Source organism: Enterococcus sp. DIV2371, from assembly GCF_050498525.1.
GTDB classification, from domain to species: Bacteria; Bacillota; Bacilli; order Lactobacillales; family Enterococcaceae; genus Enterococcus_B; species Enterococcus_B mangumiae.
Map to the genome: position 1 here is coordinate 3,073,971 of NZ_JBIPAJ010000001.1, position 13,138 is coordinate 3,087,108.

11 protein-coding genes and 1 riboswitch are annotated in these 13,138 nt (G+C 40.5%); of the genes, 2 read left to right on the forward strand and 9 right to left on the reverse strand.

Features of this window, described 5'->3' with window-relative positions; genetic code table 11:
• Positions 1–36 precede the first annotated feature (36 nt).
• Entirely contained in the window at positions 37–813 is a 777-nt protein-coding gene (locus IGL24_RS14450; protein ID WP_206853199.1) for a hypothetical protein, read from the forward strand.
• A 54-nt stretch (positions 814–867) separates the two neighbouring features.
• On the opposite strand, the gene thiT is transcribed toward IGL24_RS14450, so the two are convergent.
• From thiT to mprF, 9 genes are all read right to left on the reverse strand, one after another.
• The gene (gene thiT, locus IGL24_RS14455) at positions 868–1,446 is read right to left on the reverse strand and encodes an energy-coupled thiamine transporter ThiT (RefSeq protein ID WP_206853198.1); all 579 of its coding nucleotides are present in this window, start codon (positions 1,444–1,446) and stop codon (positions 868–870) included.
• Positions 1,447–1,537: 91 nt separating this feature from the next.
• Positions 1,538–1,639: riboswitch (TPP riboswitch) on the reverse strand.
• Between the two features lie 23 nt (positions 1,640–1,662).
• Entirely contained in the window at positions 1,663–2,631 is a 969-nt protein-coding gene (locus tag IGL24_RS14460) for a ribose-phosphate diphosphokinase (RefSeq protein WP_206853194.1), read from the reverse strand.
• Between the two features lie 89 nt (positions 2,632–2,720).
• Entirely contained in the window at positions 2,721–4,094 is a 1,374-nt protein-coding gene (gene glmU / locus IGL24_RS14465) for a bifunctional UDP-N-acetylglucosamine diphosphorylase/glucosamine-1-phosphate N-acetyltransferase GlmU (protein ID WP_207699471.1), read from the reverse strand.
• 159 nt (positions 4,095–4,253) lie between these two features.
• On the reverse strand, positions 4,254–5,072 hold the full coding sequence (purR, locus tag IGL24_RS14470; RefSeq protein ID WP_206853190.1) for a pur operon repressor: 819 nt from the start codon (positions 5,070–5,072) through the stop codon (positions 4,254–4,256).
• A gap of 170 nt (positions 5,073–5,242) precedes the next feature.
• Positions 5,243–6,067, reverse strand: a complete 825-nt coding sequence (locus tag IGL24_RS14475; RefSeq protein ID WP_207699470.1) for a metal ABC transporter permease — start codon at positions 6,065–6,067, stop codon at positions 5,243–5,245.
• Positions 6,040–6,720, reverse strand: a complete 681-nt coding sequence (locus tag IGL24_RS14480; protein WP_206853186.1) for an ATP-binding cassette domain-containing protein — start codon at positions 6,718–6,720, stop codon at positions 6,040–6,042. The genes IGL24_RS14475 and IGL24_RS14480 overlap by 28 nt, the downstream gene beginning before the upstream one ends.
• 19 nt (positions 6,721–6,739) lie before the next feature.
• Positions 6,740–7,678: a metal ABC transporter substrate-binding protein gene (locus IGL24_RS14485; protein ID WP_207699469.1), complete on the reverse strand. Its 939-nt coding sequence runs from the start codon at positions 7,676–7,678 to the stop codon at positions 6,740–6,742.
• A gap of 348 nt (positions 7,679–8,026) precedes the next feature.
• Positions 8,027–8,875, reverse strand: coding sequence for a 4-(cytidine 5'-diphospho)-2-C-methyl-D-erythritol kinase (gene ispE / locus IGL24_RS14490; RefSeq protein WP_206853183.1), 849 nt, complete (start codon positions 8,873–8,875; stop codon positions 8,027–8,029).
• A gap of 112 nt (positions 8,876–8,987) precedes the next feature.
• Entirely contained in the window at positions 8,988–11,558 is a 2,571-nt protein-coding gene (gene mprF / locus IGL24_RS14495; protein ID WP_207115559.1) for a bifunctional lysylphosphatidylglycerol flippase/synthetase MprF, read from the reverse strand.
• Between the two features lie 584 nt (positions 11,559–12,142).
• Here mprF and proC point away from each other — a divergent pair.
• Positions 12,143–12,937 (forward strand): pyrroline-5-carboxylate reductase, encoded by a 795-nt coding sequence (proC, locus tag IGL24_RS14500; protein WP_207115558.1) that lies wholly within the window; start codon positions 12,143–12,145, stop codon positions 12,935–12,937.
• The last annotated feature ends 201 nt before the right edge of the window (positions 12,938–13,138 follow it).

Genomic DNA, 13,138 nt, shown 5'->3' on the forward strand with positions numbered 1-13,138 from the left:
AATGAAAGGGAGGAGACAAAGGGGAGGAGGAGTATGATGAGTGATTCAGTATATGTACATATCGATACAACTAGTAACGCCGTTTTGACCAAAGGGCTGTCTATCAATGATTTTTCAAATAGCATCGTGCATTTCCCTCAAAATCTACTTTTGTTGGACCCTTCCGCATCTGCTGGAGAATATGAATCACACACTGGTTTGAAGGTCATTCGCGGCACTGAGAATATCCAAAAATTTTTCCAAACAGTGCGCAGCCGTAACAATAGCACGGATCTTAAATGGATTGATTTTACCGATTTGACGATGTTAAAAGAACTAAGTCCTCTGGAAATCTCAGAGTTGCTTTATTTTGGTCATATGAAAACTCATCTTCACTCACCTTTTTTCTATAAATTACAAAACAACTTTGTCTATTTCGATCTGAGTGATCATCTAGGGAGAACCTACTACCGTTATTTAGATGAATTTTATCGTATCTTTGCCAACAAATTGAGCAAGATCTTAGCAGGTAAAATCAATGAAAAAAAATCATTTTTCCGAAAAGAGATTCCCGTCGAAAAAATCAGCGTGGAAGTCTTGAAAAAAATGCGTAATTTGATGCAAGAAGGAATTATTTTTTCATTTGACCAAGCGGGTTTGATCGATGACAAATATGAGATCCCGATCTATGTCATCGAAGATTATATTTGGAAATTAAAAGGCACACGCTACCTAGAAGAAAAACCGGTAGCTGTTCTTGTCTATCACGTCGCACAACAACGTTGGCAACTAGAAGGCAATACTTCTGACTTTGTGTACAATACATTTGTGTGATCAAAGCAATCCAATTGAAAAAGCGTAAAGGTCGACTGTCCTTTACGCTTTTTTTTAGTTTTTACGAGTCTGTAAACGTTCCCCTTCAAATAAAGAAGGCATAGTCTGTTCGATCCCTAATAAGACGATTGCTGTCACAATCCCTGTCGCAATCCCACTTGCGCCATTCATGACTAAAGAGAATAACCATGGATTCATGCCCCATAATGCGAAACTTCCCCAAAAAGCCACACCAGCAACAAAATGCCAGAAATATCTTGCGGTCACACCAACGAATGTTGCTAAAATGATCGTTGAGGCCATTTTCTTACGATTCCCTTGCAGGTAGCTTTGTTGCATTCTTTGTGAAAAAATCCCTGCGACACCAGCAAACGTAAAAGCGATCGGATATTCGATCAAGACTTGGATCACACTCAAGTAGTACACTCTTCCTAGAGGAAAATGGAGTATTCCCCAGAGAAAAGCAGCCCCCATCCCAGCTTTCCAGCCTCTTCTTAAAGCAAATAAAGTCATAGGGATCTGTCCTAACGAGATCTCAAAACTACTACCTATTTGCAGAGGGATCATAGAAAGCACTAAAGATAACGCTGCGACGATTGTTCCCTCGATCCAGACACGATGATTCTTATTCATAAAAAAACTTCCTCCTTTATCATTGGACATCACAAAGGAGGAAGTAAGTTTGTATTTTAGCAGACAGCTTCGTGCATATTTACACTAGCAAAAGCTATTCATTCACAATTCCTACGCTCGCATAACCGAAACAGGTACGAAGGGTTTAGAATAATTCAGTCTCAGCCCAAAACGGACTCCCCTTTGTGATTGTAATTATTTAGTTTTGACCGACCTTTATCTTTTTGTTTCAAATAAAGGACTGACTGGTTTGTTTTCATGGATGCGTTTGATTGCGTCACCCATCAAGCCGCCAACGCTTACTTCGTCAATCTTATCAATTTTACCATCTTCTGGCAAATAGATTGAATCTGTTACGACTAAGCGTTCAATTGCAGAGTCTTCGATTCTTTGTAAAGCAGGTCCTGACAATACAGGGTGTGTACATGATGCATAAACGCTCACTGCTCCAGCTTCTTTCAACGCGTTAGCTGCCAATGTAATCGTTCCAGCTGTATCGATCATGTCATCGATCAAGACACATGTTTTGCCTTCTACTTGACCAATGATATTCATCACTTCTGCCACATTCGCTTTCGGACGGCGTTTATCGATGATCGCAATTGGTGCTTTCAAGAATTCAGCCAATTTACGCGCACGAGTAACACCACCATGGTCAGGTGATACCACAACGACATCATCGCCTTGAATCCCTTTTTCTAAGAAGTAATTCGCAATCAGTGGTGCGCCCATCAAATGGTCGACAGGAATATCAAAGAATCCTTGGATTTGGACTGCGTGCAAGTCAAGTGTCAACATTCTTGTTGCTCCAGCTTTTTGGATCATATTTGCCACTAATTTTGCAGTGATTGGTTCACGTGCGCGAGCTTTACGGTCTTGACGTGCGTAGCCATAATAAGGCATTACAACGTTGATAGTTTTAGCACTTGCACGCTTCAATGCATCAATCATGATCAATAATTCCATCAGGTTATCATTTACTGGACTACTTGTTGATTGAATAACATACACGTGTGAGCCACGGATACTTTCTTCGATATTGACTTGGATCTCACCATCACTGAATTGAGTGACTGATGATTTTCCTAGTTCAACCCCAACAGCTGCAGCGATTTTTTCTGCCAATGGACGATTTGAGTTTAATGCAAATATTTTTAATCTTGGATCAAAGTAATGTTTGGACATGAGGACCTCCGCTTTCTTTTTCACAACTCTACTACCTAATAAATACTAGTCATATTTGTCGAATAAATCAAGTGGTTTTACAAAAAGTATCAATTTGAATATGGGAGTTTCTTCGCGTAGCCTTCTTTATTGACTTGTCTAGCACGTGCAATTGCCATCGCATGCTCAGGTACATCGTTCGTAATCGTTGAACCAGCAGCGATACACGTGTTCTCTGCAACGTCTACTGGCGCCACAAGATTCGCATTTGAACCGATGAAACTATGGTCACCAACTGTTGTATGATGTTTTGCTTTTCCGTCATAATTGACAAAGACGACGCCGCAACCGACATTGATTTCTTCCCCTAATGTCGCATCGCCAACATACGTCAAGTGACCGACTTTTGTATTTTTGCCGATTTTCGCATTTTTCACTTCGACAAAATTACCGATATGGACACCTTCAGCAATTTCAGCTTTTGGACGTAAATGAGCATACGGTCCCACATCTGCTTTACTTTTGACCACGCTGTTTTCGATTACTGAGTTTTCGATCACTACTTGGTCACCGATCTTACTATCAACGATGCGAGAATGCGCTCCGATGAAGCAGTCTTCGCCAATCTCCGTGTGTCCTTGAAGTTGGACGCCCGCTTCAATCACCGTATCTGATCCGATCACTACATCCGCATCGATATACGTGGTTGCCGGATCGACAAAGCTCACCCCATTGACCATATGTTTTTTATTGATTCGTTGGCGCATCAATTCGCTTGCTTTTGCTAGTGCGATGCGATCGTTGACGCCCATACATTCATCAAAATCTTCGGTTTGATAGGCAGCAACTGGATTTCCAGCATCTTTTAGGATCTCAACGATGTCTGTTAAATAATACTCGCCTTGCGCATTATCTGTCCCTACTTTTTCCAATGCCTCAAACAACGCTTTGTTATCGAAACAGTAAGTTCCTGTATTGATTTCTTGAACTAATGCTTCTTCTGGAGAAGCATCTTTTTGCTCAACGATTTTTTCAACGATCCCTACATGGTCACGGATGATTCTTCCATATCCTGTTGGATCTTCTGCTTGTGCAGTCAAAATCGTAGCACTTGCATTTTTCCCTTGATGATATTCAAATAAGTTGTTCAACGTCTCGGTTGTCAATAAAGGGGTGTCGCCACTGATGACTAACGTTGTGCCTTCCTTACCTGCTAAAAATGAGGCAGCTTGTAGTACCGCATGACCCGTTCCAAGTTGTTCCGCTTGTAACGCATATTCGCTGCGTTCGCCCAACTGAGCTTTGACTTTCTCCGCACCGTGGCCAACGATCGTTACGATTTGGTCAGGATTTGTTTCGCTTACACGGTTGATGATATGTTCAACCATCGGTTTTCCAGAAACAGGGTGTAGTACCTTGTATAATTTTGATTTCATGCGAGTACCTTTACCCGCGGCTAATATGATTGCATAACGTGCATCCAAATGTGTCACTCCTAAATTACGATTTATTACTTTTAAGTTTAGCCCAGTCGCTCTTTTTTTTCAACTAATCGTTCATTCTTAGCCATTAGACCGCAAAAAAAGAAGAGACATCAACCAATATCTCTTCTTTTTCCATAACATTTCTGTTATTAAAATGCTTTATTCGTCGAAATAATTTCCTGGTACTACAGTGATATTTTTCGTTTTTGTGTCGACGTCTTTGACATACAGTAAAGAGGTGTAATCATTGATTGCACGATGACCATTGAATTTTGATTCCGCAAATACAGTGATTCCAACAAGCTCAGATTCAAATTCTTCGATCAAGCTCTTCATTCCGTTCACTGTTCCGCCGCCTTTCATAAAGTCATCGACGACAAGAACGCGAGAACCACGTTTCAAACTTCTTTTTGATAGTTCCATTTTTTCGATACGTTCCGATGAGCCTGAGACATAGTTTACACTCACTGTGGAACCTTCTGTGATCTTGGAATCACGACGGACGATCACGAACGGTGCGTTCAAGTAATAAGAAACTGCTTGAGCGATCGGCACTCCTTTTGTGGCAACCGTCATCACTGCATCGATTTTTTCTCCTAAATATTTTGAGGCGATGATTTTCCCTACTTGACGTAATAGCTCAGGTTCTCCTAATAGATCAGATAAGTAAACATAGCCTCCAGGAAGTAAACGGTCTTGTTCAGACAAACGTTCCGCAAGTGATTCAATGTATTTCTTTGCTTCCTCATAGGAGATTTCTGGGATGAATAGTACTCCTCCCGCTGCACCAGGAATGGTTTCAAGTGTTCCATACCCTCGTTCTTTAAATGTTTTTTTGATGATTCCCAAATCTTCACTGATGGAAGATTTCGCAGATTCATAACGTTCGGCAAAGCTTGTTAATGAAATCAATTCATGCGGATGATCTAATAAATACTGTGTCATATCGACAAGACGCTCACTGCGACGTACTTTCACATATTCCAGCTCCTTTTTCCAACAAATTTTATCGTGTTTCATTATATAAGTTTTTTCGGGAAAATTCGAGCATTTTATCTAAAATTAAGAAAATAGTTCGGCATTTGTAAAAAAACAGGTGTTTATCTAAGACATTTGTTTGTCTCAGATAGACACCTGTTTGGGTCTTATTATTTATTTTTTCTTCTGATCGTTAGTAAGATCCGTTTGCTCAAATTAACGAGTAAGAACAAAAGAATAAATACTAACGTAATCGTCGCTCCTGGAGGTGTGTCCAAATAAAAGGAACTAGTCAATCCAGAAAGCATCCCAATGAAACCAACGATGATACTGATAAATATCACTACATTGAAGCTTTTCCCTAAGCGCATCCCGATTGCTGCCGGTAACACCATAATAGCAGAAATCAATAATGCTCCTGCAATCGGGATCATTACAGCAATTGCTACCCCTGTGATGATATTGAACAGCATCGACATCCAACGAACGGGCAGCCCATCGACATGAGCGGTATCTTCATCAAAGGTCAACACATACATCGGGCGTTTGAATAGGAAAAACAAAAGACCGATCACTGCAAATAAAATACCTAAAAATAGCACTTGCTCCCAAGTGATCGTGACGATCGAGCCAAACAAGTACGATTGAATACTCGTAGCAGAATTTCCTCCACTCAGATTCATCAAAACTAGCGCAAGTGCCAGTCCGCCTGCCATAAGGATCGCAATCGAAATTTCTGAATACGTGCGATACATCGAACGTAGATATTCCAAAATGATGGCAGCGACAACGACGACCACCATTGTTGTCATCGTCGGATTGAGATTAAGGAAAAACCCTAAGGCTACTCCTGCTAAGGAAATATGAGACAAGGTATCTGCCATCAATGATTGACGACGGATCACTAAAAACACGCCTAGCATCGGTGCGATTCCTGCTATAAAGATTGCGGCAAGAAATGCCCGTCTCATGAATTCATATGAAAGCAACGCCATTGAGAATCCTCCTTTCGCACTAAACGGATTTGTCGATCCGCATATTGCTTGATATCTTCGTGGTCATGAGTGATCATCAACACGGCTTTGCCATGAACGTGCGCGCTATGGCGCAACAAACGATAAAATTCATTTCGTGATTCTTCATCCATCCCAGTCGTCGGCTCATCCAATACAAACAAATCCGGATCAGTAGCGAAAATACGCGCTAAGCTGATTCGTTGTTTTTGTCCGCCAGATAGTTCTCCGATCCGACGATGACGCATGTCCCACATGCCAACAGATTCCAAAGCACGTTTAACGTGCCCGTGGTCTTTTTCGCTCAATCGTTTGAACCAACGACCTCTGGGGTATCTGCCAGAACGTACTAATTCTAATACGGTACTAGGAAACCCCGCATTGAAGGAAGAAACTTGTTGAGGGATGTAGCCAATGCTCAATTTGTTTCCGTCCTGATTTTTACTTGCAATCTTTATAGTCCCTTTAGAGGGTTTCAATAGCCCTAAAGAAGCTTTGATCAATGTAGACTTTGCCGCTCCGTTTTCGCCAGTCAAGATCACAAATTCGCCGGCATCTACATGATAGGATACACCTTCCAAAACGGGTTCTTCATCATAATAGAAAGTGAGATCGGCTATTTCGATATAACGCACATAGAGGACTCCCTTCGTTTTACTTAATGCTCTCTTTTAATGCCTCTAGGTTTTTCTCCATGATAGATACGTAATTTTCACCAGCTTCGATTTGATCATTCGTCAAACTCTCTAGTGGATTAAGTACTTCCAGTTTTACACCTGTTTCCTTAGATAAGGTTTCTGCTACTTTAGATGACGCATTTTCTTCAAAATAGATGACTTCGACATTGTTCTGCTCAACAAAATCTTTTAATTCAGCCAATCGACTAGGCGTAGGCTCTTGATCCGGTGAAACACCAGAGATCGCTACTTGTTCTAGGTCATAGCGATTTGCTAAGTAAGCAAAGGCCGCATGTTGTGTCACAAACGTTCGATTCGTTGCACCTTTCAGTGCCTCTGTATAGGCTTGGTCCAATGCTTCTAATTTTTGGATATAAGACGCAGCATTGCTTTCAAATGTGTCTTTCTTATCTGGATATTTCTTGCCTAGCTCTGTAGCGATCGTTTGTACTTCTTGCATCGCTAATGTTGGATCCAACCAAACATGTGGGTCGTATTCATGCGCATGGTGATGTCCTTCTGATTCTTCATGCTCTTCTTCATGGTCTTCTTGGGATTCTAAACGCTCGATTCCCTTGGCTGCTTCGATCATCAACGTTTGATCAGTATCGATCGTATTTTTCAGTGAATCAACAAAAAATTCCATGTCTGAACTGTTATAAACAAAGACGTCTGCATCAGCAATCTTTGCACTTTGTTTCGCACTTGGTTCAAAATCATGAGGTTCCGTTCCTGCGGGAATCAATAACTCCACATTCCCAGCATCACCAACGACTTCTTTCGTAAATTCATACATTGGGTAAAACGTTGCAACAACATTCAACTCTTCTGGCTCAGACTCTTGTGCAGTCTGTCCACAAGCTGTAAATAGGAAAGCTCCTATAACTAAAGATGCGGCGAATAAATATTTCTTCATATATGCTCCTTTCAAAACAAATCGTAATATTACGATTTATCAACGAGGATTAATGTACCAAATTAAAAAAAAACAGTCAATAGATTAAACTGATTTTCTGATTTAAAATCAAACTTGTGCTTTAAATCGGAAAACACATGAACCTACCGTCATATCAACAATCAGCGCAAGCGTTTTCCTTCGTTCTTGATCGAAAATCAACAATAACTTGCTTCGTCTTTTGTTTTTGATGACCATGCTACTGGGACAATTCCTTTTTATTCCTAACCATGAAACAGAAGACCCACTACACGAAAGACCGTTCAATCATTTTTCTTTTGATTGAACGGTCTTATTTCTTTTATTCATCTATAGCGTTCTGACAAGATATACTTCTTCACAAAACCCTTTTAATCCATTATAGACTCTTTGGGCTCTGGAATAATGTTGACAAACAGCAAAAACCGTTGGCCCGCTGCCACTCATCAAAGCAGCATCTGCACCGTATTTGATCATTCGCTCTTTGATTTGGTGAATGATCGGATGACGTTTTCCTGTCACGTCTTCGAGGCTGTTACCCATTTTCGTTAACATTTTTTGATAATCTTGTTGACGAAGCGCATCAGCCAATCCAGCAATATCTTGGTGTTGGATTTTTTGCGTATCGATTTCTCGGAAAACAGTTCGCGTGGAAACACTCATTTTAGGCTTTACAAGAATGACCCAACAAGAAGGCATTGCCGGTAACAATTGGACGATTTCACCTTTTCCACCTACGTACGCTGTTTGACCGTAGACACAGTATGGAACATCTGTCCCTACTTCCAAACCGATCTCAGCCAATTCTTCCAAGCTACAGCCTAAGTTCCACAATCGATTGATGCCTCTCAATGCCGCTGCACAATCCGTACTTCCGCCGCCTAATCCAGCAGCGACAGGAATATTTTTCTTCACAACGATTTTTACGCCTTTTTTGATTTGATATTTCTTTTTTAACAACAATGCGGCTTGATACACATTGTTACGCTGATCTACCGGCAAAAATGCTTTATTCGTCTCAACAATGATTCGATCTTCCGATAGCTCTTCAAAGAACAAGTGATCAGCTAAATCTACACTTGACATCACCATTTCCAACTCATGATACCCGTCTGGTCTTTTATATAACACATCTAACCCTAAGTTTATCTTCGCTGGTGCTTTTTCAATCAATTCCATCCTCTCACCCATTCGAAAAGTCTAAGTCGAAAGTATTCTATCATAGGGAAAAATAAAAGTATAGCTTTCACCAATAGACGTAAACACTTTCATCACAGCTTTACAATCATTTTTACAATTCTGTCAGAACTTCTTCTGCTAAACTTGTTCCTTTTTCTTTTCCTTTACCGATCAATAAGAATAGTTGCAACGTGGCTAAGGTAAAACTACTTCCTTTCATATACGCAAAATAACGCCCTTCCCAATGTGTGACATATCGTTGTTTTTCCTCGTAGGCTAATTGGAAAGAATAAAAGAAATTACCATAATTATAGATGATCCGCATCACTTTTTCTTGCAAGAATGAAAAGTCTGTCTCTCCGACATTTGCCAGTGGCGCAAGCCCAAGATTCGCTTCTACGTAGCCTTTTTGACGATAGACAGCCAATAAATTGGCAAGCAAGTAATCGCCTAGACTATTCGGCTGATTCGGTAGATACCGTAGCAGATCATACCCTGCTTGACGCCCATTGATCGGTTGTGAAGTAATAAAGCCAACGATTTGCTGTTCTTTGCGAACAACACCGATTCCGCTCATCAAGAGATATTCTTTATCGAAATAGCCTACTGAGAAATGTTTCTCACGAGAACCGTCCAACCATTTTTGCGACACTTCATGGATTGGTTCGAATAATTCTTCAGGTAATTCGTCATACCAAGTAAAATGATAGCCTTCATTCGTCAAACGTTGCAATTCGATTTGCTTTGTTCGCCATTGAAGCGCATCAGAAGAAAGATCAGTGACGGCGGCTTCGCCAACTTTCGTAAAGTGAAATCCCGCTTCGTGAAGCATAACGACATAGCTTTCTGAAACTTTATAAAATGCCAACTGATAACCAAAACAATCAGCTTTCTTTAAAAATTCATGCGTAGCTTTACGTATTTTAGCTGGATCACCAATTGGATCACCCAGAACAAAACATTTGTTTCCCTTGATTTGATACCCAAACACTACTTGGTCTTGATCCTCTTCCTGATAATAAAAATAAGTGTATCCAGGTAAATGCAAGTAATGACTAGCTGCGGTCCCGCCATAGGTCGTTAAAAGGCGATCTAAACGAGTTTGATCTAAAGATTCACCAAATCCTGTGTCTGCGGCCAAGTACTGATACAAAGCAACTAACGCCAGTAAAGAGATCCCTAAGCCAATCAATCCAGAAAACCAGACGTCTTCAGAAGGGAAGAGAATGAAGCGATTGGCAGTTAAGTCACCTACCCAAAAACTACCACGATGATAGCCTGCGATGGCATAAACAACAAATAAAAAGCCAAATAAACACGCATCAAATAAAATAGCTCCCCATGAATAAACAAACTTTTTACGATAAAACTCTTTGCGAGAGAACCAGACCGCGAGTAATATCAGAAGATAGACAACGATCAATTGCCACGACAACGTTCGCATCACTGTATTGATGATACCAAAAGCAAGTAAAGCAATTGTCGGAATAAATGCTTTTTTGACCTTCATCGCTAAAGCTCTAGCTAAACCTAACAATAAGAAACCGATCAACAGATTCAACATCTGATCTAAAAAATCAAATGAGAAAGGCAAAAGTATTTGAAATAAACGACTGACCGTCGAAAGATTGGTGATCGTCGAAAGCAAGACCATCATGATCCCCGCAAAATAAACAGCACACACTAAAACAAAATGAGCAATCTTTTGAAAAAACAATCGAGGAATGTTATCTAAAAATCGATTGATCTTAACTCCTGTGTGTGTCAAAAATAAAATGACGCCAGATAGAAATGGGAGTACATAGTAGAACAAGCGATAATAAAGCAGCCACACAAGCGCAATATCTTGCCGCACACCTAGTTGACTCATCCCTAAGATCATCAACACGTCAAACGTCCCCACACCGCCGGGTACCATCGTCAACATGCCAATCAATGTGGCAATGATAAACATCGGGTACAATGACCATAAAGAAATATCTACCGCCATCAAGCGCCCAATCAATAAGAAAACTACTAATGCTCCAGTCCATTGTCCAAAGGAAGCTGCGAACAAACCCACCAAACCTTTAGGATAAAATTCTGCAAATAATGTTTTTCGTTTCAGATAGGCAAACAAGAAGATGATTGGCGCTAAAAAGCTACCCCCAAATAACCAAATCCAATACCCGCGAAAAACACTATCAGATTGAAGAAAGAAAACATTGATAAACGTTAATAATGACCAGATAGAAAGCCCAGTCAACAGGAATAAAGCAACTTTCGAGACTGTTGCAAGCACCATTTTACGATTGGTGTGCTTGCCATAAAAGCTAGCTCGTAAGCTTGCTCCGACGATTCCGCCAAATCCTGCCAAATTGTTGATCGTATTCGTGATCCAAGCCGATAACAAAAAGTCTTTGCGACTCATTTTAGGTTTCCCTTGTTTTTCCAATACTCGGATCGTGACCCAATCGTAAAGCAACATCGGGGCAACGCCGATCAATCCTGCTAAAATCATCCATGCAAGCGTGCTATGACGCTGTTGTTCCATCGTGTGCCAGACATCTTGCCAACTCATCCCTTGGGCAATATTGGCGACCTGATTCGCCACAAAAACAAGGATCGATCCAAAGAATATCAGTTTTAAAATCAACTGATGTGATTTCACCCACTGGATCATGATCTGTAATTTATTTTTCACCGGCACTCATCCTCACCTGTAGACTTTCTAAAACGTATACATTCATGTTATCTTATTTAGATTGATTTTTCCACTTTGGACGTTAGGTTGTGAGAAAGCCGTTCAGCTCCAAGTAGTAAGACGAAACGTGGGAAAATAGCTTCTCATATTTTTTCACGTTTTGACTTACTATTGAAGGAGCTGGCTTTCGAACACCGTTTATCTAGGTTGTGAAAGAAGCGCTTTGACCTGAACAGTAAGATGAGAAATCAGAAAATAGCTCCTCATATTTTTTGATTTCTCAGCTTAGTGTTGAAGGTCAGCTTCTTGAACACCGTTTATCAGAGGTTGTGAAAGAAGCGGTCAGCACTGAGTAATAAGACAGAAAAATCGAAAATGGCTTTTTCATTTTTGATTTTTTTGGCTTATTATTGAAGTGCTGCTTCTTGAACACCGTTTATACGAATTTTAGTGATACTAAAACACTCGTTTCATCTTCGTTTTCTACCCACCACTTTCTCCCCAATCCATTCACAGATGGGGTCATCTCTTGACTTGCAGATTGTAAGAAAGAAAGCTATGCTAAAACAAAAGGAGAGGATTACATGAAAATCGGATTTATCGGTACAGGAAATATGGCTCAAGCAATTATTCACGGGATCTTAGCAAATGATCTTGTGGCTAAAGAAGAGATTTTTGTCTCAAGTGGACATTATGAAAATGCACAACGTTTTGCTGGTAAAGTAGGCGTCACTGCTTGTCAGAGCAATCAAGAAGTTGCTGACAAAGCAGAGATCATCATCCTAGCAGTAAAACCAAAAATCATCGAATCGGTATTGCATGACTTGCGTGACCACCGTAAACAACAGTTATTCATTTCCATCGCTTCAGGAAAATCACTTGCAACATTAGAACAAGCGCTTGATCCAGAAGCAGCCATCGTTCGTGTGATGCCTAATGTCAATGTGAGTGTCGGTGCTGGCGTTTCGGCAATCTGTAAAAACCAAGCAGCAACAAATGATCAGCTGGCACAAGCGACAAAGATCTTTGAAGCGATCGGCAGCGTTTATCCTTTAGCCGAAGATGATTTTAGTACATTTATCGGCTTAGCGGGAAGCTCACCTGCTTTTATTTATATGTTGATCGATGCAATGGGGCGTACTGGTGTCTTGCATGGACTACCGAAAAAAACAGCAACCGAGATCGCAGCCAAAGCAATTTTAGGTTCTTGTCAAAAATTCCTCGCAAGCGATGAAAATCCTTGGGAATTAGTTGACCAAGTTTCTTCCCCTGGTGGTACAACAGTTGCAGGTGTCGTTGCATTGGAAGAAGCTGGGTTTATCCCCGCAATTATTAAAGGGATCACTAAAACGATCGAAAAAGATTTAGAGATGTTGTAGCATTTTGCAAACTTTTGACATTCATCGTCCATCTTTATCATCTACTTTTTTAACATCTAAAGAAATGCGCCTAAATCTCAATAAACGTTGAAAACAGAAGTAACCTCTCTGGTATATAAGACTTCACATTTTTGTACATGCCGTCTTATTTACCAGAGAGGTTCTTATTTAGTTAATACTAGTAGTGAAGTTATACTATCT